General features: G+C 75.1%; 16 protein-coding genes. 8 read left to right on the top strand and 8 right to left on the bottom strand.

What is annotated here, in order from left to right; genetic code table 11:
- Positions 1–41: 41 nt before the first annotated feature.
- The 3 genes from ACRYR8_RS07520 to ACRYR8_RS07510 all read right to left on the bottom strand — a co-directional run bounded on the left by ACRYR8_RS07520 (position 42) and on the right by ACRYR8_RS07510 (position 4,294).
- Positions 42–1,073: a glutathione S-transferase family protein gene (locus ACRYR8_RS07520; RefSeq protein WP_432483711.1), complete on the bottom strand. Its 1,032-nt coding sequence runs from the start codon at positions 1,071–1,073 to the stop codon at positions 42–44.
- Between the two features lie 37 nt (positions 1,074–1,110).
- The gene (locus ACRYR8_RS07515; RefSeq protein ID WP_432483710.1) at positions 1,111–2,412 is read right to left on the bottom strand and encodes a DUF445 domain-containing protein; all 1,302 of its coding nucleotides are present in this window, start codon (positions 2,410–2,412) and stop codon (positions 1,111–1,113) included.
- 73 nt (positions 2,413–2,485) lie between these two features.
- A complete protein-coding gene (locus ACRYR8_RS07510; RefSeq protein ID WP_432483709.1) occupies positions 2,486–4,294 on the bottom strand; it encodes an alpha/beta fold hydrolase in 1,809 nt (602 codons plus the stop codon).
- A gap of 156 nt (positions 4,295–4,450) precedes the next feature.
- Here ACRYR8_RS07510 and ACRYR8_RS07505 point away from each other — a divergent pair, with 156 nt between their 5' ends.
- Entirely contained in the window at positions 4,451–5,485 is a 1,035-nt protein-coding gene (locus tag ACRYR8_RS07505) for a uroporphyrinogen decarboxylase/cobalamine-independent methonine synthase family protein (protein ID WP_432483708.1), read from the top strand.
- Positions 5,478–6,047, top strand: a complete 570-nt coding sequence (locus ACRYR8_RS07500) for a GNAT family N-acetyltransferase (protein ID WP_432483707.1) — start codon at positions 5,478–5,480, stop codon at positions 6,045–6,047. Before ACRYR8_RS07505 ends, ACRYR8_RS07500 begins: the two co-directional genes overlap by 8 nt.
- 9 nt (positions 6,048–6,056) lie before the next feature.
- Here the strand turns inward: ACRYR8_RS07500 and ACRYR8_RS07495 are convergent, their stop codons facing one another.
- Positions 6,057–7,271, bottom strand: coding sequence for an esterase-like activity of phytase family protein (locus ACRYR8_RS07495; protein ID WP_432483706.1), 1,215 nt, complete (start codon positions 7,269–7,271; stop codon positions 6,057–6,059).
- Between the two features lie 162 nt (positions 7,272–7,433).
- Here ACRYR8_RS07495 and ligA point away from each other — a divergent pair, with 162 nt between their 5' ends.
- Complete coding sequence (gene ligA, locus ACRYR8_RS07490; RefSeq protein ID WP_432483704.1) at positions 7,434–9,578, top strand: NAD-dependent DNA ligase LigA; 2,145 nt, start codon at positions 7,434–7,436, stop codon at positions 9,576–9,578.
- Between the two features lie 3 nt (positions 9,579–9,581).
- On the opposite strand, the gene ddaH is transcribed toward ligA, so the two are convergent.
- Positions 9,582–10,436 carry a dimethylargininase gene (gene ddaH / locus ACRYR8_RS07485; RefSeq protein WP_432483703.1) on the bottom strand — a complete coding sequence of 285 codons (855 nt, stop codon included), beginning with the start codon at positions 10,434–10,436 and terminating at the stop codon, positions 9,582–9,584.
- Positions 10,437–10,645: 209 nt separating this feature from the next.
- On the opposite strand from ddaH, the gene ACRYR8_RS07480 reads away from it, so the two are divergent.
- The gene (locus tag ACRYR8_RS07480) at positions 10,646–12,493 is read left to right on the top strand and encodes a SpoIIE family protein phosphatase (protein ID WP_432483702.1); all 1,848 of its coding nucleotides are present in this window, start codon (positions 10,646–10,648) and stop codon (positions 12,491–12,493) included.
- A gap of 7 nt (positions 12,494–12,500) precedes the next feature.
- On the opposite strand, the gene ACRYR8_RS07475 is transcribed toward ACRYR8_RS07480, so the two are convergent.
- From ACRYR8_RS07475 to ACRYR8_RS07465, 3 genes are all read right to left on the bottom strand, one after another.
- Positions 12,501–13,379 (bottom strand): carbohydrate ABC transporter permease, encoded by an 879-nt coding sequence (locus ACRYR8_RS07475; protein WP_432483725.1) that lies wholly within the window; start codon positions 13,377–13,379, stop codon positions 12,501–12,503.
- A gap of 47 nt (positions 13,380–13,426) precedes the next feature.
- Complete coding sequence (locus ACRYR8_RS07470) at positions 13,427–14,416, bottom strand: carbohydrate ABC transporter permease (protein WP_432483700.1); 990 nt, start codon at positions 14,414–14,416, stop codon at positions 13,427–13,429.
- Positions 14,417–14,502: 86 nt separating this feature from the next.
- On the bottom strand, positions 14,503–15,897 hold the full coding sequence (locus tag ACRYR8_RS07465; RefSeq protein WP_432483698.1) for an ABC transporter substrate-binding protein: 1,395 nt from the start codon (positions 15,895–15,897) through the stop codon (positions 14,503–14,505).
- 178 nt (positions 15,898–16,075) lie between these two features.
- Between ACRYR8_RS07465 and ACRYR8_RS07460 the strand changes: the two genes are divergently transcribed.
- The 4 genes from ACRYR8_RS07460 to gatB are packed head-to-tail and all read left to right on the top strand — an operon-like array spanning position 16,076 to position 21,295.
- Positions 16,076–17,914 carry an ABC transporter ATP-binding protein gene (locus tag ACRYR8_RS07460; protein WP_432483696.1) on the top strand — a complete coding sequence of 613 codons (1,839 nt, stop codon included), beginning with the start codon at positions 16,076–16,078 and terminating at the stop codon, positions 17,912–17,914.
- Positions 17,915–17,925: 11 nt separating this feature from the next.
- Positions 17,926–18,225, top strand: a complete 300-nt coding sequence (gene gatC / locus ACRYR8_RS07455; protein ID WP_432483694.1) for an Asp-tRNA(Asn)/Glu-tRNA(Gln) amidotransferase subunit GatC — start codon at positions 17,926–17,928, stop codon at positions 18,223–18,225.
- 5 nt (positions 18,226–18,230) lie between these two features.
- Positions 18,231–19,769, top strand: a complete 1,539-nt coding sequence (gatA, locus tag ACRYR8_RS07450; protein WP_432483723.1) for an Asp-tRNA(Asn)/Glu-tRNA(Gln) amidotransferase subunit GatA — start codon at positions 18,231–18,233, stop codon at positions 19,767–19,769.
- A complete protein-coding gene (gatB, locus tag ACRYR8_RS07445; protein WP_432483692.1) occupies positions 19,766–21,295 on the top strand; it encodes an Asp-tRNA(Asn)/Glu-tRNA(Gln) amidotransferase subunit GatB in 1,530 nt (509 codons plus the stop codon). Before gatA ends, gatB begins: the two co-directional genes overlap by 4 nt.
- Positions 21,296–21,420 lie beyond the last annotated feature (125 nt).

Here is a 21,420-nt window from a genome sequence, read left to right as displayed (position 1 = left end):
CCCCGAGCATCGCACCCGGGCCGGGCCGGGCCGGGCACGGCTCAGTCGGGCGGCTGGGGCGCGTGGTCGGCGGGCACGACCTCGGCGGGCAGCGGCGGCCCGGGCGGGGTGCCGTCGCCGAAGGGGCGCCCGCCCAGCTCCTCGCGGTGGTGCGGTGCCCACCAGCCCGAGGTGTCCGGGCCCTTCGGCACCACCCCGGTCGGGTTGATGTCGCGGTGCACCTGGTAGTAGTGCGCCTTGATGTGCACCAGGTCGATGGTGTCGCCGAAGCCGGGGGTCTGGAACAGGTCGCGGAAGTACGCCCACAGCACCGGCATCTCGGTGAGCTTGTGCCGGTTGCACTTGAAGTGCCCGTGGTAGACGGCGTCGAAGCGGGCCAGCGTCGTGAACAGCCGCACGTCCGCCTCGGTGATCGTGTCGCCCACGAGGAACCGCTGCCGCGACAACCGCTCGGAGAGGGCGTCCAGGCGCGCGAACAGCCGGTCGTGGGCCCGCTCGTACGCGGACTGCGTCCCGGCGAAACCCGCCCGGTAGACGCCGTTGTTGACGTCGCGGAACACCCCGTCGGCGACCTCGTCGATCTCGGCCCGCAGGTGCTCGGGGTACAGGTCCGGGGCGCCCTCGCGGTGGTGCGCGCGCCACTCGGTGGAGAAGTCGAGCGTGATCTGCGGGAAGTCGTTCGTCACGACCCGTCCCGTGGACACCTCCACGACCGCCGGCACGGTGATGCCGCGCGGGTAGTCGGGGACGCGTGCGAAGTACGCCTCCTGCAGCCGCTCGATCCCCAGCACCGGGTCGCGGCCGCCCGGGTCCAGGTCGAACGTCCAGCTGCGCTCGTCGTGGGTGGGCCCGCACACGCCCAGCGACAGCACCGGTTCCAGGCCCAGCAGCCGCCGCACGATGCTCGCCCGGTTCGCCCACGGGCACGCGCGGCTGACCACGAGCCGGTACCGGCCCGGCTCCACCGGGTAGCCGTCGCGCCCGTCGGCGGTGATCCGGGTGGTGATGTAGCGCTGGTCGCGTTCGAAGGACCCCTTCGGGTTCACGTACCCGCTGCCGCCGCTGTCCGCCATGCAGCGACCGTAACGGCCGCGGGCACCCGTCGCCCGGTCAGCTCACCAGCACCGTGACCGCGTGGATGAGCAGGCCCACCAGGGCCCCCACCACGGTGCCGTTGATGCGGATGAACTGCAGGTCGCGCCCCACGAACAGCTCGATGCGGTTCGCGGCGTCGGCGCCGTCCCAGCGCGCCACGGTGTCGGAGATGACGGTCGCCAGCTCCGGCGCGAAGCGGCGCACCACGTGCCCGGCGGCGTCGGTGAGGTGGCGCTCCACGCGCGCGGCGAACGCTGCGTCGTCCACCATGCGGTGGCCCAGGTCCACCAGCGCCTCCTCGCTGCGGGTGCGCAGCGAGGAGGACGGGTCGGCCAGGGCGTCGTTGAGGTAGCCGCGCACGCTCGTCCACAGCCCGGCCAGGGTGTCGGCCAGGCCGGGGGAGCTCAGCAGCCGCCGCTGGAACTCGTCGGCCTTCGCCCGGGTGTCCGGGTCGTTCTGCAGGGCGTCGGCGTAGCGGGCCAGCAGGTCGTCGATGGCCCTGCGGCCCGGGTGCTCGCGGTCGGCGGTGACGTCGTCCACCCACCGCTGCGCCTCGGTGTGGACCCGCTTGCCGAGGCGCTCGTTGAGCCAGTCCGGTGCCCACAGCGGCGCCCGCTCCTCCACGAGGCGGCGCACCGTGTGCTCGTTGGCCCGCAGCCAGCGCTGCGCCTCCGCGAGGGTGAGGTCCACCACCGGGCGGTGGGTGCCGTCGCGCACCACCTCGGCCAGCAGGCGGCCCAGCAGCGGGCTCCACGGCTCGGCCGCCAGCCGGCGCACCACCACCTGGTCCAGGACCCCGGTGACCTCCTCGTCGCGCAGGATCCCCAGCGCGCCCGTCAGCACCGTGGCGGCCTCGTCGACCACCCGGGCGGCGCCCCCGCGCCCGTGCAGCCAGGAGCCGACCCGGGCGGGGACCCCGGCGCGCTGCACCTTGTCGCGCACGACGTCCTCGGCCAGGAAGTTCTCGGCGACGAACTGCTCCAGGCTCTTGCCCAGGGCCTCCTTGCGCCGGGGGATGAGGGCCGTGTGCGGGATCGGCAGCCGCAGCGGGTGCCGGAACAGCGCGGTGACGGCGAACCAGTCCGCCACCGCGCCGACCATCGCGGCCTCCGCGCCGGCGTTGACGAAGCCCCAGGCCCCGTCGCGGCCCAGCGTGGCGGCGTACACGAGCGCGGCCACCACCAGCAGGCTCGTGGCGACCAGCCGCATGCGCCGCAGCCCGCTGCGGCGCTCGGCGTCCCCCTCGCCGTCGCCGGGCAGACCGGGGGCGGTGGGCGTGGCGGGGGTGCGCGGCGCGGGGTGCGTGGTGCTGCTCACCGCGCCATCCTCGCCCACGTCCCGCCGGCCCTCACGCCGCCGCCCCCGCCACCACGACCGCCCCGCCCTCAGCTCACGGGGTGACCGCGGAGCGCACCGCCTGCTGCACCGCGCTGAGCAGCTGCGAGCCCGGCGCGGGCACGCCGGTCCCGGCGCAGGTGACGTCCTGCTCCGGGGCGACGCCCGTGGTGAGGAACTCGTCGACGACCGCGTCCACGCACGGGTTGCCCGCGGAGGCGTACAGGGCGTGGTCGCCCTCGTCCTCGACGGTGATCAGGACCGAGGAGCCCAGCGCCTCGTGCGTGGCGAGCGCGCCCTCGTAGGAGGTCGCCGGGTCGTGGCGCGACTGCACGATCAGCAGCGGCGGCAGGTCGCGACCGTCCGGGCGCGGCAGGCTCAGCGGGGCGCGGTCCCAGTAGCCGCACGGCTGCTGGGTCACGGCCCAGCCGCGCAGCGGGTACTGCGAGCCCTGGATCTGCCCCAGGTCGTTCCAGAACTCCTCCCCGCGCGACCACGCGGTGTCGTTGCACGTGGTGGCCAGGAACGTGGCGGCGAACGAGTCCGCGTGGGTGGGGCGCTCCTCGGCCAGGCGCTCGGGCAGCAGCTCCTGCACGCGGCGGGCCAGGTCGCCGGCCGCGGCGTCCGCGGCGGCCCCGGCCGCTGCGTCCGCACCCGCCGCGGCGCGCAGGCCCGTCACCACGTCCAGGCTCCGCAGGATCCACGCCAGGGACTCGAACTGGGTCTTGGAGTACATGGCCTGCGCGACGAGGGCGTCGACCACGCTGCCGTCCACGAGCGTGACGCCCGACAGCTGCAGGGGGCGGGCGGCCAGCTCGGCGCGGACCCGCTCGTAGGTGCCCTCGACCGCGCCGGCGGTCGGGCCCAGGCCGAACAGCCAGTCGTAGCTCGCGGCCCAGGTGGCGAAGTCGGCCTCGAAGCGCCGCTGGAACGCCGGCGGCTGGTTCTCGCTGAACACCTCCTGGAAGGCGGCGGTCGCCTCGACGCTGGAGTCCAGCACGAACCGGCCCACGCGCGCGGGGAAGTACGTGGCGTACTGCGCCCCCAGCCAGGTGCCGCCGGAGTAGCCCACCCAGTCGATCGTGTCGCGGTCCAGCGCGTGCCGGACCAGGTCGATGTCGGCGATGGTCTGCTCGGTGTTCACCACGTCGACCAGCGGGTCGTCCTCGCAGGCGGCCGCGGTGGCCCGCATCGCCTCGGCGGTGGCCGCCAGCGCCTCGGGCGAACGGTCGCGCGGGTCGGGCGCCTGGAGCATCGCCGCGTTGGCCTCCGCGCCGCACACCAGCGCCGAGCTGGCGCCCGTGCCGCGCACGTCCAGCCCGATCACCTCGGTGCCGGCCAGCGCGGGCTGCATCCCGAGCGTGGCCAGGGACAGGCCGGCCCCTCCGGGGCCGCCGGGGTTGGTGATCACGGTGCGGGCGGGGCGCTCGCCCTGCTGGGGCAGGCGGCTGATCGCGATGCGCAGCGGTTCACCGGCGGCCGGGTCGAGGTGGTCGCGCGGCACGAGCACCTCGGCGCACTCCAGCAGGGGGGCCAGCTGCGCGGAGTCCACGGCCTCGGCGGTGCACGGCGCCCAGGCCGGTTCCTGGTCGCGGTAGAACGCCGGGTAGCGCTCGGCGAACTGCCGCTGCGCCTCCTCGAGGGTCGCCGGCCGCGCGGTGGCCAGCGCCGACAGCGGGGCGTCGCCCGGCAGCGACGCGGTGGGGGCCGTGGTGGTGGGCGCGCTCACCGCCGCCGCGGTGCCGCCGGTGAGCAGGGTGGCGCCGAGGGCGACGGCGCCGACCGCCGCCAGCGTCGGCAACCGCCGGGCAGGGGGGGTCGGGGTGGGGCGTGCGGTGCGGCGCGGTGCCGGCTGCTGGTGCATGGGCGGCCTCTCCGGTGGGGCTGGCGGGACGGCCGCCCCGTCAGTGGGGCGGCTGTGAGCCATCCACCCGCACCGGCGCGGTCGCCGTCCAGGGACGACCGGCTCGGATCGGGTCCGACGTTCGTCGCACCCGCCGCGCCGGTAGCGTGCGCGGACGTGCCCGACGCCACACCGCCCGCCCCCCGCGCCACCGCCCCCGGTGCCGTGAGCGCACCGGCCGCCCTGCCGGGCACCGACCCGCGCGAGGCCGCCCGCACCGTGTTCGGCGAGCTCGGCGAGCCCCCGCACGCGCCGCACCTGCCCCAGCTGCCCGCCCGCGGCCCGGGAGCGGACCCGGTCGGGCGCACCGCCGCGCTCCTGGTGGACCTGCCGGTGGACCTGCAGCCGTCCGGCTGGCGCTTCACCGACGCGCCCGGCCGCGACGAGGAGCGCGCGCACGCGTACCTGCGCGCCGACCTGGACGAGCTGGCCGAGGCCGCCGACGGCTGGGACGGGCCGCTGGTGCTGGCGGTGCTGGGCCCCTGGTCGCTGGCCGCCGCCGTCGAGCTGCCCCGCGGGGAGCGCAGCGCCTCCGACCCCGGCGCCCGGCGCGACGTCGTCGCCTCCCTCGCCGAGGGCGTCGCCGCCCACGTCGCGGACCTGCGGCGGCTGGTGCCCGGGGCCCGCCCGGTGGTGCAGGTGGAGGAACCCTCGCTGCCCGCCGTGCTCGCCGGGCGGCTGCCCACGCGCTCCGGCTACGGCAGCCTGCGCGCCGTGGACCGCGCCGAGGTGCGCACCGGCCTGCGCGCCGTGGTCGACGCGGTGCGCGCCGCCGGCGGCGAGCCCGTCGTTCGCCTGGCCCCGGACGAGCCGCCGCTGGCGCTGGTGCGCGAGGCGGGCGCGGCCGGTGTCGCGCTGGACGTGACGCGCCTGGGCGCGCACGGGTGGGAGTCGCTGGCGGCGACCGTCGAGGACGGCGTGCGCCTGTGGGCGGGGGTCCTGCCCGCCGCGGCCGCCCCGCCGACGGTCGCAGCGCTCGTCGACGCGGTGCGGGGGCCGTGGCGACGCGTGGGGCTGGCCGCGGCCGGTCTGGCCGAGGTGGTCCTCACCGGCACCGAGGGCTTGCAGGACCTGCCGCCGGACTCGCTGCGCGGCCTGCTGCGCCGGCTGCGCGAGGCGGGTGCGGCGCTCGCGGAGACCTCCGGTGACTGACGCGGGACCGGTGTTCCGCGAGGCGGCGCTCGCGGACGTGCCCGCGGTGGTGGCGCTGGTGGAGTCCGCCTACCGCGGTGCGTCCAGCCGGGCGGGGTGGACGACCGAGGCGGACCTGCTCGACGGGCGGCGCACCGACGAGGAAGGCATCGCCGCGATCGTGGCGGACCCCGACGCGGTCCTGCTGCTGGCCGAGCGCCCCGCGGGCGGGCCGGCCAGCGCGCGCCTGCTCGGGTGCTGCGAGCTCCGCCGGACGGGGGACGCGGCCCACTTCGGCACCTTCGCGGTGCGCCCGGTGCTGCAGGGCGGCGGGATCGGCGCTTCGCTGCTGGCGCGCGCCGACGCGGAGGCGGTGCGGCGCTGGGGCTCGGCGGCGCTGGAGATGACGGTCATCGCCCAGCGCGCCGACCTCATCGCCTGGTACCAGCGGCGGGGTTTCTCCGCCACGGGCCACCGCCGGCCGTTCCCGTACGGCGACGAGCGCTTCGGGGTGCCGAAGCGCGACGACCTGGAGTTCCTGGTGCTGCGCCGGGCGACCGGTGGACCGCCCGGCGCAGCCTGAGGCGGGGCCTCAGCCGAGGTCGGCCTGCACCTCGATGGTGAGGAACTCGTTGTCGTCCGGTGCACCCTCGGTGCGGCCGGCGGAGAACGGGAAGTTGTTGTCGTTGCCGACGACGATGGTGTGCTCGTCCACCACGTCGACGCTCTCGATCGTCTGGAACGGGAACGTCACGTAGCCCGACTCCGCGCTGAGCTGCGGCGCGACGCCGTCCGGGTCCGGCACGGCCATGAGGTTCACCAGCTGGGTCTTCAGCGGGTGACCGGCCGCGTCGGTGCGGCTGGTGTCGACGAGGAACACCGCCTTGAACACTGCGGTGGTGCCCTGGCCGCTGTCGCGCTCGAGCACCAGGAAGCGGTGGTCGTCGACCTGGGTGAAGTCGCCGATGGCGTTCTTCGGCGACTCCAGCCGGTAGGTGAACTCCTCGCCGCGGTAGCGGGCCTGCTGCGTGTCGTAGCGCAGCACCCGCAGGTCCTGCGGGTCGTCGCCGGCGACGGCGCCTTCCAGCATCGGGAACAGGTAGCGCCCGTCCTGCGACTGAGCCATGCCCTCGAAACCCTTGCTGCCGCCGAGGTTCGCCTCGGCGTCGCCCAGGGCGGGGTTGTCGGGGGACGCCACGCCCGGCAGCGGCACGGGGGCCTCGACGAGCCGGCCGGCGGCGTCGGTGTGCAGCAGGTACGGGCCGAACTCCTCGCCGAACCAGAACGTGCCGTCGGGGGCCTGCCGGAAGGACTCCACGTCGAAGTCGGCGCCGGTCAGGCGGCGGTCCTCGCGGGTCAGCTCCCAGCTCACGTGCCGGTACGGGTCGGAGAGGGTGAACCCGCCGGGCACGAGCTCGACGGAGCCGTCCTCGGCGGGCTGCAGGCGGTGCACGGCCAGCAGGAAGTCCGCGCTGTTCGCCTTCGCGCCGTAGCCGTTGTCGGACAGCACCAGCCAGCTGCCGTCGGGCTGGACGAGGTTGCCGGAGAAGCCCTGCACGGGCTGGGCGTCGAACGGCACGGCCACGCCGTTGGCGCCCTCGATCGCCGAGCCGCTCGGCACGGGCTCGCCGAAGGTGGCGGCGGGCAGGACGTGGTGGCCCACGAGGCGGGCGGACTGTGCGGGGAAGTCCGCGTCGAAGCGGTCCTCGCGCGCGGAGGCCGCCGTGGTCCCGGCGAGGGTGCCGGCGAGCACGGCGCCGGTCAGGACGAGGGGGAGGGCGGCGCTGCGCCGCGGGCGGGGGGTCACGGGCGGGGACGCTAGGGCAGCGCGCCGGACCCCTGGAGGGACGCCGGGCGTCGCCCGGGTGAACGCTGGGTGCCCGCTCGGTGCGTGCCCGGTGCGTGCCCGGTGCGTGCCCGGTGCACCTCCGGGCCCCTCGCCCGGCACGTGTCGGGGCCGCGCGGCAGGATGTCCCGCGTGAGCCAGAGCGCCGAGAGCACCGCCCCGGACCCGCTGCACGGGGAGGTGCCCGCCGACGCGCGGCGCCGCTGGCAGGAGCTGGTCCAGCGGATCGAGGCCGCCCGGTTCGCGTACTACGTGCGCAACGCCTCGCCCATCAGCGACGCCGAGTACGACGGCCTGGAGCGTGAGCTGCGCGCCCTGGAGGACGAGCACCCGGCGCTGCGGACCCCGGACTCCCCGACGCAGACGGTCGGCGGCACGTTCTCCACCGACTTCACCGCCGTCGACCACCCCGAGCGGATGCTCAGCCTCGACAACGCCTTCTCCACCGACGAGCTGTCCGCGTGGGCGGCGCGCGTGGAGAAGGAGGTCGGCGCCGGAGCGCGGTACCTGTGCGAGCCGAAGATCGACGGCCTGGCGATCGACCTCGTCTACGAGGACGGCCGCCTGGTGCGCGGCGTCACCCGCGGCGACGGGCGCACGGGCGAGGACGTCACCCTCAACGTGCGCACCATCGCCGACGTCCCGCAGCAGCTCACCGGCGAGGACGTCCCGGAGTTCCTCGAGGTGCGCGGGGAGGTGTTCTTCCCCGTGGCCGCCTTCGAGGAGCTCAACGCCCGCGTGATGGACGCCGGGAAGCCGCCGTTCGCCAACCCCCGCAACGCCGCCGCCGGCTCGCTGCGGCAGAAGGACCCCCGAGTCACCGCCGCCCGGCCGTTGCGGGCGCTGGTGCACGGCATCGGCGCGCGCCGCGGCATGGAGAACGCCACCCAGTCCGAGGCGTACGCCAGGCTCGCCGCCTGGGGCCTGCCGACCTCCCCGCGCGTGAAGGTCGTCGACACCCTGCCCGAGGTCGCCGAGTACGTCCGGTACTACGGCGAGCACCGCCACGACGTGGAGCACGAGATCGACGGCGTCGTCGTCAAGGTGGACCAGGTGCCGCTGCAGCGCCGCCTGGGCGCCACCTCCCGCGCCCCCCGCTGGGCCATCGCCTACAAGTACCCCCCGGAGGAGGTGACCACGAAGCTGCACGACATCCGCGTCAACGTGGGCCGCACCGGCCGCGTCACCCCGTTCGCGTTCCTCGAGCCGGTGAAGGTCGCCGGGTCCACCGTGCAGCTGTCCACGCTGCACAACGCCGACGAGGTGAAGCGCAAGGGCGTGCTCATCGGCGACACCGTCGTGGTGCGCAAGGCGGGCGACGTCATCCCCGAGGTCGTGGGCCCGGTGGTGGACCTGCGCACCGGCGCGGAGCGCGAGTTCGTCTTCCCCGCGACGTGCCCCGAGTGCGGGACGCAGCTTCGCCGGATGCGCGCCGACGACGTCGACATCCGCTGCCCGAACGCGCGCAGCTGCCCCGCGCAGGTGCGCGAGCGCATCTTCCACGTCGCCGGGCGCGGCTCGTTCGACGTCGAGGCCCTCGGCTACGAGGCGGCGACGGCGCTGCCGCAGTCGGGGGTCGTCACCGACGAGGGCGACCTGTTCGACCTCACCGAGGAGGACCTGCTGCGGGTGCCGCTGTTCACCAACAAGAACGGGACCCTCTCGGCGAACGGGCGGCGGCTGCTGGCGAACCTCGAGGCCGCGAAGTCGCAGCCGCTGTGGCGGGTGCTCGTGGGGTTGTCCATCCGGCACGTGGGGCCGACCGCGGCGCGCGCGCTGGCGGGGCGGTTCGGTTCCCTCCAGGCGATCGAGGACGCCTCGCTGGAGGAGCTGGCCGCCACCGAGGGCGTCGGCCCCACGATCGCCGAGGCGGTGCGCGAGTGGCTGGAGGTGGACTGGCACCGCGCCGTCGTGGACAAGTGGCGCGCCGCCGGGGTGCGCACGGAGGACGAGCGCGACGAGTCCACGCCCCGCACCCTGGAGGGCCTGACGGTCGTCGTGACCGGTTCGCTGTCCGGGTTCACCCGTGACGAGGCGAAGGAGGCGATCCTGGCCCGCGGCGGCAAGGCGTCGGCGAGCGTGTCGAAGAGGACGAGCTTCGTCGTCGTCGGCGACGCGCCGGGCTCCAAGGCGGACAAGGCCGAGCAGCTGGGCGTGCGGATCCTCGACGAGGACGGCTTCCGCGCGCTGCTGGAGGGCGGGCCCGACGCCGTCGCCGAGCCCGAGCCCGAGGAGCACGGGGAACCCGGGGACGGCGCGGGAGGGTAGCGCTCAGCCCCGCAGCACGAGCGTGCAGCACTTCGCGCCCCCGCCGCCGCGCAGCAGCTCCGACAGGTCCACCGGCACCGGCACGTACCCGCGCTGCGCGAGCTGCTCTGCGTAGCGCTGCGCGCGCGGGGAGAGCACCACGTGCTTCCCGTCGCTGACGGCGTTCATGCCCAGCACCTGCGCGGTGGCGGCGTCGGTGCGCAGCGCGTGCGGGAACAGCCCGGCCAGCACGCGCTGCGACCCCTCGTCGAAAGCCCCGGGGAAGTACGCGACGTCCGGGTGCTCCGGGTCGTCGTCGAGCACCGTCAGCGCGGTGTCGAGGTGGTAGAAGCGCGGGTCCACCAGCCGCAGCGAGGTCACCGGCCGGCCCAGGACCTCCTCGACCTCCCGGTGCGCGGCCAGGTCGGTGCGGAAGCCGTGCCCGGCCAGCAGGTGCTCGCCCACCACGAGCAGGTCGCCCTCGCCCTCGTTGACGTGCACCGGCCGGTGCACCGGCCCCAGGCCGTGCTCCTCCAGCCAGCGCGCGTACGCCTCCGCCTCCCCGGCCCGCTCGGGGTGGGCGAAGCGCACCCCCACCGAGCCCTGCGGGGTGACCAGGGCGCCGTTCGCGGCGTAGACCATGTCGGGCAGGCCGGGCGCGGCCGGGACCACGTGGACCTGGTGGCCCAGCCGCTCGAACGTGGCGCGCAGCTCCTGCCACTGCTCCAGCGCGCGGGACGCGTCCACGGGCGCTGCGGCGTCCATCCACGGGTTGATCTCGTACGAGACGGTGAAGTGCTCCGGGGCGCACATGAGGTAGCGCCGCGGGCCGGCGAGGCGCTCGGCCGGGTGCGCGCTGTCGCGGGTGGAGGTGCTCACGGCTGCTCCGCGGGTCGTCGGGCTCGCGCCGCGCGGTCCGGTGCGGCGTCCCCGACACGCTACGCAGGAACCCCCGGGGGCGCCGCCCAGCGCCCGGAGCCCCTCACCCGCCGGGGTGCGCAGCGCCTGCGGTGGCGGTGCCGGGCGCCAGGTGATCGGGTGGGGTGCGCGCACCGCGCGACGAGGGTCGCGGGCTGGAGGGGTCAGGAGTGAGCACCGAGGTGGGGGACGCGTTGCCGGAGCCCGACTACGCGAAGGTCTTCGACGAGGCCCCGGCGCCCTTCCTGCTGCTGACGCCCGACCTGGTCATCGTCCACGCCAACCGCGCCCGGCTGGAGGCCACGGCCACCACGCTGGAGGAGCAGGTGGGCCGCCACCTCTTCGAGGTGTTCCCCGTCAACCCCGACGACCCCGCCGCGGACGGGCTGCGGAACCTGCGCGCCTCCCTCGAGCTGACGCGCGAGACCCGCCGGCCGCAGACCATGGCGCTGCAGAAGTACGACATCCCCGTGCCCGGCGGCGGCTTCGAGGAGCGCTTCTGGAGCCCGCGCAACGTGCCGATCCTCGACGAGGACGGCGAGGTGGTGCTGCTGCTGCACCGCGCCGACGACATCACCGGCTACGTCCACGACCGCGCCGTCGCGCGACGGGCCGCCGCCGAGGGCCGCCAGTGGTCCGAGCGGGTCCAGCAGGTCGAGGCCGACCTGTTCGAGCGCACCCGCGAGCTGGAGGAGCTGAACGCCCAGCTGCGCCGTTCCGGCGAGCGCGAGCGGCGCACCGCGCGACGTCTCGCGGGCCTGGCCGCCACGGCCTCGGCGCTGGCCGCCGCCGAGACCGTGCCCGACCTGCTCGAGCACCTCGCCCGGCACGGGCGCGCCGCGACCGGTGCCGAGGCCGTCGTGGTGGCGGTGCGCGAGGGCGCGGAGCTGTCGCTGACGTTCCTCGGGGGCGGGGGCGGGGGCCCGGCGGCGAGCGCCCCGACCGCCCGCGTGCCGCTGACCTCCCGGGCCCCGCTCGCCGCCGCCGCGCGCGGGCAGGTGGTGGTGGCGGGCGAGGGCTGCCGCTACGCGGCCGCCGTGCCGCTGCCCGGCGCGCCGGAGCTGCCGACGTGGGCGGCGCTGCCGCTGTCCACCGGCGGCGCCGAGCCGCTGGGGTCCGTCGCGGTGGGCTGGGCCGAGGCGCAACCCCCGGACCACGACGAGGTGCGGCTGCTGGAGGCGTTCGCCGCCCAGTGCGCGCAGGCCCTCGACCGGGTGCGCCGCCTGCAGGACGAGCGCCGCCGCGCGCGGGCCACCCGCACGCTGGCGGAGGCGCTGCAGCGCTCGCTGCTGACCGAGCCGCCGCAGCCGGACCACCTGCAGATCGCGGTGCGCTACCTGCCCGCGGCGCAGGACGCCCAGGTGGGCGGGGACTGGTACGACGCCTTCCTCACCCGGGACGGCTCGACGACCATCGTCATCGGCGACGTCACCGGCCACGACAAGGTGGCCGCCGCGGAGATGGGGCAGATGCGCGGGGTGCTGCGCGGCGTCGCGCAGGCCGTGACCGACCCGCCGGGGAAGATCATGGCGGTCTTCGACCGGGCGCTGCACCGGCTGGGGGTGAGCACCCTGGCCACGGCCGTCCTGGCGCGCGTGGAGCAGACGCCGGCCGAGCGGGCCTCGGGGATGCGGACCCTGCGCTGGTCCAACGCCGGGCACCCCCCGCCCCTGGTCGTGGAGCCCGGGCACGCACCCCGCCTGCTGGAGGCCCCCGCCGACCTGCTGCTGGGCCTGGCGCCCGAGCTGGACCGCGGCGACCACGAGACGCCGCTGGTGCCGGGCGCGACCGTCCTGCTCTACACCGACGGGCTCGTCGAGCGGCGCGACGAGACCCTCGACACCGGGCTCGCCCGGCTGCTGGCCGTCGTCGGCGACCTGGCCCACCTGCCGCTGGAGGAGTTCGTCGACGCGCTGCTGGAGCGGATCGTGGCCGAGCCCGGCGACGACGTGGCCGTCGTGGCGCTGCGGGCCCACCCCGAGGACCGCCCGCGCCCGGACGGCGCCGGGCGGCCCTGAGGGGGCCTCAGCCCTTGACCGACCCGGCCAGCAGGCCCCGGACGAAGAACCGCTGCAGGCCCAGGAACACGGCCAGCGGCACGGCCATCGCCAGGAACGCGCCGGGCGCCAGCAGGTACCAGGCGTTGTTGCGGGTGCCCGACAGGTCCGCGATGGCCGACGTCAGCGGTGTCGTGTCGCCGCCGGCGAACGTCAGGGCGACCAGGAGGTCGTTCCACACCCACAGGAACTGGAAGACGCCGAAGGCGGCGATGGCCGGGACCAGCAGGGGCAGCAGCACCCGGAAGAAGACCGTCACGTGCCCGGCGCCGTCCATGCGCGCCGCCTCCACCAGGGACGCCGGGACGTCCTTCATGAAGTTGTGCAGCAGGAAGATCGCCAGCGGGAGGCCGAACATGGTGTGCGAGAGCCACACCGGCCAGAAGGAGCCGGCGATCCCGGCGTCGACGTAGAGGCTCAGCAGCGGGATGAGGGTGACCTGCAGGGGCACCACCTGCAGCGCGAAGACCGCGACGAACAGCACTTCACGGCCCCGGAAGGGGATCCACGCGAACGCGTAGGCGGCCAGCAGCGCGAGCGTGATCGGGATGACCACGGCGGGGACCGTGATGACCAGGGTGTTCACGAAGTTGTCGCCGAGGCCGGTCTCCAGGGCGGCGGTGTAGTTGTAGCCGGTGAACAGCGGGCGGGTGAAGACGTTCCACCAGCCGTCCGCCTGGATGTCGTTCTGCACGCGCAGGCTGGTGACGAACAGCCCGAGCGTGGGGATCGTCCACAGCGCCGCGATGAGCAGCGCGACGGCCGAGGCCGCCGGGGAGCTGAGCCGGTTCTTGGCGGCGACGGCCCGCTTCTCCGACCGGGTCAGCCGGCGCTGCCCCGGGTCGATCTTCCCGGTGGGGTTCGTGACGACCCGCGTGGTGTCGGCCTGCTCGCTCACCGGACCTCCTCCGCCAGGCGCATCTGCCGGACGTTGTAGACGATGATGGGCACGACCAGGACGAAGAGCAGCACGGCGAGCGCGGCACCGAGCCCCTGGTTGAACTGCCGGAAGGACTGCGAGTAGAACTCGCTGGCCACCACCGACGTGCCGAACTGACCGCCGGTCATGACGTACACGATGTCGAACACCTTCAGCGTGCTGATGGCGACGGTCGTGAGGACCACGACCAGTGCGGGCCGGATGCTCGGCACGGTCACCGAGCGGAACATCTGGAAGGCGCTGGCACCGTCCAGCCGGGCGGCCTCGACGATGTCGTCGGAGATCGCCTTGATCGACGCCGACAGCACCGTCATGGCGAAGCCCGCGTTGATCCAGATCATCACCACGATGATGAACAGCGTGTTCCACGGCTGGACCAGCAGGAACTGGTAGGGCTCCAGCCCCAGCCACACCAGGAACTGGTTGAGCAGGCCGATCTGCTCGATGCCCGGCTGGTCGGGGCGGTACTCGTAGACGAACCGCCAGATGAGGCCGGCGGCCACCCCCGAGATGGCCATGGGCAGGAAGATGAGCGCCTTGGCCAGCGACTCGAAGCGGGTGCGGTCCACCAGGTAGGCGTAGACCAGCCCGAACGCGGTCGACACGAGCGGCACCAGGACCACCCAGAGCACGGTGTTGCGCAGCACCAGCTGCAGGTTCTCGCTGGTGAAGACCTGCTGGTAGTTGTCGAGGCCGACGAAGCTGCTGCCGTCGGCGGACTTCAGCGACAGCCACACCGTCCTCAGCGCCGGGTACACCAGGCCGACCGTCACGAGGAGCAGGGCGGGGCCGACGAAGCCGGCGACGACGACCCAGGTGGGGACCCGCTTGGGCTTGTCGACGGCGAAGAGGATCACGGCCATCACCACCACGAAGGCGAGGACGGCGACGGCCATGAGGGCGAACTTGTGGGCGGTGCTGTCGGCGTCGAGCAGCCAATCCACCGGGGGACCTCCTCAGCGAGGTGTGCGGACGGCGGGAGAGGGGCCGGGCACCGCCGCGCGGTGCCCGGCCCCGGGTCACGGGGGCGTCAGCCGGCGGGCCAGGCGGCCTCGATGTTGTCCAGCGTCGTCTGCGTGTCCTGACCGCTGGCGATCCAGGCCGTCAGCTCGCGCCACTCCGCGGCCGCACCCACCGCGGCGGGCATGAGGTCGGAGGCGTCGAAGCGGAAGGTGACGGACTCGTCCTGCAGCTGCTCGGCGGCCAGCTGGTCGATCGGGCTGCTGAGGTTCTCCAGGTCCAGCCCCGTGTTGGCGCTGAGCCAGCCCGGACCGGAGGCCTGCGCCTTGAGGTTGGCCCACTCCGGGGTGGACAGGTAGTACTGCAGGGCCTGCACCTCGGGACGGTCGGCGAAGGCGGCGACGAACTCACCGCCACCGACCACGCTCTGCCCGGCCGACTCGCCGATCCTCGGGAAGGGGAAGGCGAACACGTCGCCGTCCTCGGCGACCTCGGTTCCCGCCGGCCAGTTCGCCTGGTAGAACGACGCCTGCCGGTGCAGCCAGCAGTTCCCCTGCGTGATGGGCACCCCGGCGTCCTGGAACGTGGTGGTCGCGATCGTCGACACGTCGCCGAAGCCGCCGTTGACGTAGGCGGGGTCGCGCAGGATCGAGCCGACGCGGTCGAGCGCCGCCACGATCCGCGGGTCGTTGAACGGGATCTCGTGAGCGATCCACTGGTCGTAGACGTCGGGCCCCAGCTCGTGCAGGACCACGTCCTCCAGCCAGTCGGTCGCCGGCCAGCCGGTCGCCTCGCCGGAGCTGATGCCGGCGCACCAGGGCTTGGAGTCGGGGTGCTCCTGCACGATCCGGTCGGTCAGCGCCATGAGCTCGTCCCACGTCTGCGGGACCTCGTAGCCGGCCTCCTCGAACGCCGTCGGCGAGTACCACACGAAGGACTTCGCGTTGGCGCCCAGCGGGGCGGCGTAGAGGGTCCCGTCGACGGAGCCGTAGTCCCGCCAGGCCTCGCTCCAGTGCTCGTCCACGTTGTCGGCCACCGCCTGCGGCGCGGCGGCGACCTGCCCGGTGGACACCATCTGCGCCAGCAGGCCCGGCTGCGGCAGGAAGGCGATGTCCGGCGCGTTGCCCGACTGCACGCGCACGGGCAGTTGCGCTTCGAACTGCTTGGTGCCGTTGTACTCCACGGTGATGCCGGTGCACTCGGTGAACGGCTGGAAGGTGTCGATGAACGGCTGGTCCTCCGGGGTGACGATGGAGGTGTAGACCTCCACCTCGGTGCCGTCGAGGTCCGCGCCGAACTGCTCGAACTGCGCGCAGTCGATCTCGCTGCCGGTGACGTCGGTGCCGCCGCCGGTCCCCTCGTCGACCCCGGCCTCCTCGGCGGTGGCGCAACCGCTCGCGGCGATCGCCAGGCCGAGACCGCCGGCCAGCAGTGCGAGGCGACGGGCGCGGGTGAGGACGGTCATCGGTGTTCTCCTCTCAGGCGCGGCCTCTTCGCCGCGCCGGACGTGCGCCCATGATGACCCACGAGCGCCGGGTCCGCGCGCGTGGCGCTGATCACAGCTCGGACACGCACCGTTCGCCGGACGCGGACGTCGACGACCGGGGGACGCGCGGGGCGGGGGGCGCGGGGACACTGCGCCGGTGAGCACGAGGGAACCCACCGGCACCCCCACCGGCACCCCCACCGGCGGCGACGGCCCCGCGGTCCTGCCGCTGCGCGAGGCGGGACGGCTGCTGCTGCCGCACCTGCGCCCGCACCGCGCCGCGATCGCCGTCGCGGTGCTGCTCTCGCTGGTCGGCGCGGTCACCGCGCTGGCGCAGCCGCTGGCCGTGGCGGGCGTGGTGCGGGTCGTGCAGGACGGCTCCGCGCTCGCGCCGGTGGCGACCCTGCTGGTGGCGGTCGTGCTGCTCGGCGCGGCCGCCGACGGCGTGCGGCAGTACCTGCTGGAGCGGGCCGGAGCCGGCGTCGTGCTCGGCGTGCGCACCTCCCTGGTGACCCGGCTGGCCCGCCTGACGGTCGCCGCGCGCGACGCGCGGGCCTCCGGGGACCTGCTCTCGCGGGTGTCCGGCGACACCACCGCCCTGGCCGCCGTCGTCACCTCCGGCCTGTTCGACCTGCTCGCCACCGTCCTGACGTTCCTGGGCGCCGTCGTGCTCATGGCGACCCTGGACCCGGTGCTCCTGGTGGTCACGCTCGTCGCGATCGCCGTGGCCGGCACCGCCATCGCGATCGCCTCCAGCCGGCTGGGCCGGCTCACCCTGGCCACCCAGACCGAGGTGGGCGCGATGAGCTCCGCGGTCGGCCGGGTGCTGGGGGCGCTGCGCACCCTGCGGGCCAGCGGCGCCACCGACCGCGAGCTGGACGGCGTGGTCGCCGCCGCGAGGCGCGCCCGCGACGCCGCCGTGCGCGCCTCGAGGGTGCGGGCGCTGCTGGGCCCGGCGATGCAGGTGTCGGTGCAGGGGGCCTTCGTCGCCGTCCTGGGCGTGGGCGGGGCCCGCGTCGCCTCGGGCGCCACCAGCGTGGCCGAGCTCGTCGGGTTCGTGCTGCTGCTGTTCACCCTCGTCGCGCCGCTGGGCCAGCTCGTGCAGACCTGGACGGTGGTGCAGAGCGGCGCGGCGGCCCTGACCCGCGTGCAGGAGGTGCTGGGCCTGCCGGTGGAGCGGGACGAGGCGTCGGCGGGCCGGGACGGACCCCGTCGCGCGCCCGCGCGCACGGCCGCCGTGCCCGCTCAGCGCGCCGGGGACGTGCCGCTGCTGGAGTTCGACGACGTCGCCTTCGCCTACCCCGACGGAACGCCCGCCCTGCGCGGGGTGAGCTTCGCCGTGCCGCGCGGCACCCGCACCGCGCTCGTGGGCCCCTCGGGGGCCGGCAAGTCGACCCTGCTCTCGCTCGTGGAGCGCTTCCACGAGGTCTCCGCGGGCAGCGTGCGCCTCGACGGCGCGGACGTGCGCGACCTGCCGCTGGCCGCCCTGCGCGCCCGCCTGGGGTACGTCGAGCAGGACGCCCCCGTCCTGGCCGGCACGCTGCGCGAGAACCTCGTCCTGGCCGCGCCGGACGCCACCGACGAGCAGGTCCTCGCCGCCCTGGACGCCGTCGGCCTGCGCGAGCTGGTCGAGCGCGGGCCGGGCCTGGCCGCCGAGGTCGGCGAGCGCGGCGTGCTGCTCTCGGGCGGGCAGCGTCAGCGCCTGGCCATCGCGCGCGCCCTCCTGGCGCCGGGGGAGCTGCTGCTGCTGGACGAGCCCACCGCCAGCCTCGACGCGCGCAACGAGGCCCTGCTGCGCGACGCGCTGGCCGCCGCCGCCGACCGGCGCACCCTCATCGTCGTCGCGCACCGGCTGTCCACCGTCGTCGACTCCGACCAGATCGTCGTCCTCGAGGACGGCCGCGCCACCGCCGCGGGCACCCACGCCCAGCTGCTGGAGCGCTCGCCGCTGTACCGCGAGCTCGCCGCCACGCAGCTGCTGGTGGGCCCGTCCTAGACTCACCCGTCGTGTCCACCATCTCCCGTCCCGAGGTCGAGCACCTCGCGCGCCTGGCGCGCATCGACATGACCGACGAGGAGCTGGACCGGATGGCCGGCCAGCTCGGAGCGGTCCTCGACGCGGTCCAGCAGGTCGCCTCCGTCGTCTCCGACGACGTGCCCGCCACCTCGCACCCCGTGCCCCTGACCAACGTGACCCGCCCCGACGTCGTGCGGCCCGGGTTGAGCGCCGAGGAGGCGCTCGCGGGCGCCCCCGAGGCCGAGGACGGGCGTTTCCGCGTCCCGCAGATCCTGGAGGAGGACGCGTGAGCGCCGTGTCGGAACTCGTCCGCTGGGACGCCGCGCGCCTGGCGGAGGGGCTGCGCGCGAAGGTGGTCTCCTCCGAGGAGGTCGTGCAGGCGCACCTGGAGCGCATCAAGGCCGTCGACGGCCCGACCTCCGGGCCGAACCCCGACGGGGTGCACGCCTTCCTGCACGTCGACGCCGAGGGGGCGCTGGCCCGCGCGCGCCAGGTGGACGCCGACCGCGCCGCCGGCGCGGTGCTGGGCCCGCTGGCCGGGGTGCCGATCGGCGTCAAGGACGTGCTGACCACCAGGGGCATGCCCACGACCTGCGGCTCGCGCATGCTCGCCGGATGGGTGCCGCCGTACGACGCGACCGTGGTGCGCGAGCTGCACGCCGCAGGTCTGGTGGTGCTGGGCAAGACGAACATGGACGAGTTCGCGATGGGCTCGACCACCGAGCACTCCGCGTTCGGCCCCACCCGCAACCCGTGGGACCCCACCCGCATCCCCGGCGGTTCCGGCGGCGGTTCCGCCGCGGCGCTGGCCGCGTTCGAGGCACCGCTGACGATCGGCTCGGACACCGGCGGTTCCATCCGCCAGCCCGCCGCCGTCACCGGCACCGTCGGCGTCAAGCCCACCTACGGCGGGGTCTCCCGCTACGGGCTGGTGGCGCTGGCCAGCTCCCTGGACCAGGCGGGCCCGTGCGGGCGCACCGTGCTGGACACCGCGCTGCTGCACGCCGTGATCGCCGGGCACGACCCGTACGACTCCACCTCCATCCCCGAGGCCGTGCCGGACGTCGTGGGCGCCGCGCGGCTCGGCGCCGGCGGCGACCTGACCGGTGTGAAGGTCGGCGTGGTGCGCGAGCTGTCCGGCGAGGGCTACGAGCCGGGCGTCCTCGCCCGGTTCACCGAGGCCCTCGACGAGCTGCGCGCCGCCGGGGCCGAGGTCGTCGAGCTGAGCCTGCCGAACATCGTGCACGCCCTGGCCGCGTACTACCTGATCCTGCCCAGCGAGGCGTCCAGCAACCTCGCCAAGTACGACGGCATGCGCTACGGCCTGCGGGTCACCCCCGCCGGCGACGGCGTCACCGCCGAGCAGGTCATGCGCGCCACCCGCGCCGCCGGTTTCGGCGACGAGGCCAAGCGCCGCATCATCCTGGGCACCTACGCGTTGTCGGCGGGCTACTACGACGCCTACTACGGCAGCGCGCAGAAGGTCCGCACCCTCGTGCAGCGCGACTTCGCCGCCGCCTTCGGGCGGGTGGACGTGCTGGTGTCCCCGACGGCGCCGACCACGGCGTACCGGCTGGGGGAGAAGCTGGACGACCCGCTGGCCATGTACGCCGGCGACGTGGCGACCATCCCGGCGAACCTCGCCGGCATCCCCGGCATGTCCCTGCCGGTCGGGTTGTCCGACGGGCTGCCGGTGGGGCTGCAGGTCCTCGCGCCGCAGCAGGCCGACGACCGGCTGTACCGGGTGGGTGCCGCGCTGGAGGCGCGGCTGACGGCGACGTGGGGCGGCCCGCTGCTGGCGCAGGTCCCGGAGTGGAAGGGGTTGTCCGCATGAGCACCACCGACGTGGAGCTCGTCGACTACGACGAAGCCGTGGCGCAGTTCGACCCGGTGCTGGGCCTGGAGGTCCACGTCGAGCTGTCGACCGTGACGAAGATGTTCTCCGCGGCGCCCACCGAGTTCGGCGCCGCGCCGAACACCCAGGTGGACCCGACGTCCCTGGGCCTGCCCGGGGCGCTGCCGGTGCTGAACGCCAAGGCGCTGGAGTCGGCCGTCCGCATCGGCCTGGCGCTGAACTGCACGATCGCGTCGTACTGCCGCTTCGCCCGGAAGAACTACTTCTACCCGGACATGCCGAAGAACTTCCAGACCTCCCAGTACGACGAGCCCATCGCGTACGACGGGTGGCTGGACGTCGACGTCCCCGCCAGCGAGGACGGCTCCAAGCCGGCGTTCACCTACCGGGTGCAGATCGAGCGCGCCCACATGGAGGAGGACACCGGCAAGTCCCTGCACGTGGGCGGCTCCACCGGGCGCATCCACGGCGCGGAGTACTCCCTCGTGGACTACAACCGCGCCGGCATCCCGCTCATCGAGATCGTCACCAAGCCCCTGGAGGGCACCGGTGACCGCGCGCCGGACGTGGCCCGCGCCTACGTGGCGACCCTGCGCGACCTGCTGCGCGCGCTGGACGTCTCGGACGTGAAGATGGAGCAGGGCTCGCTGCGCTGCGACGTGAACCTCTCGCTGCGCCCGACCCCGCAGTCCCCGCTGGGCACCCGCTCGGAGACGAAGAACGTCAACTCGCTGCGCTCGGTGGAGCGGGCCGTGCGCTACGAGGTCTCCCGGCACGCCGCCGTGCTCCGCTCGGGCGCGAAGGTGGTGCAGGAGACGCGCCACTGGCACGAGGACACCGGCCTGACCACCTCGGGCCGCGAGAAGTCCGACGCGGAGGACTACCGCTACTTCCCCGAGCCGGACCTGGTGCCGATCACGCCCGACCCGGCGTGGGTGGAGGAGCTGCGCGCCACGCTGCCCGAGCCGCCGGCGCAGCGCCGCAAGCGGCTGCAGGCCGAGTGGGGCTTCTCCGACCTGGAGATGCGCGACACCGCCAACGCCGGCGCGGTCGACCTGGTGGAAGCCACCGTCGCAGCGGGCGCCTCCCCGGCCGGCGCACGGAAGTGGTGGACCGGCGAGCTCTCGCGCCGCGCCAACGCCGAGGGCGTGGAGCTGACCGCGCTGCGCGTGGGCCCGGCCGACGTGGCCGAGCTGCAGGCGCTCGTGGAGGCCGGCACCCTCACCGACCGCCTGGCCCGCGAGGCGCTGGACGGCATGCTCGCCGGCGAGGGCTCGGCGGCCGAGGTCGTCGAGGGGCGCGGCCTGGCCGTCGTCTCCGACGAGTCCGCGCTGGTGGCGGCCGTGGACGCCGCGATCGCCGCCAACCCCGGCGTCGTGGAGAAGATCCGCGGCGGCAAGGCCCAGGCCGCCGGTGCGCTCATCGGTGCGGTGATGAAGGAGATGCGCGGCAAGGCCGACGCCGCCCGCGTGCGCGAGCTGGTCGTGGAGCGCGTCGGGAGCTGACCGCCGCGCCCACCGGGCGAGCACCCCCGCCGGAGGCCGGCGGGTCCTGAGGGACCCGCCGGCCTCCGGTGTCCCCGGGACCCACCGTCTTCAGCGTCCTCTCAGCGTCCCCGTGCCAGCCTGCG

This window comes from Kineococcus esterisolvens (genome assembly GCF_050871405.1).
Taxonomy (GTDB): Bacteria; Actinomycetota; Actinomycetes; order Actinomycetales; family Kineococcaceae; genus Kineococcus.
This window is presented reverse-complemented; position numbering and strand designations above follow the sequence as displayed.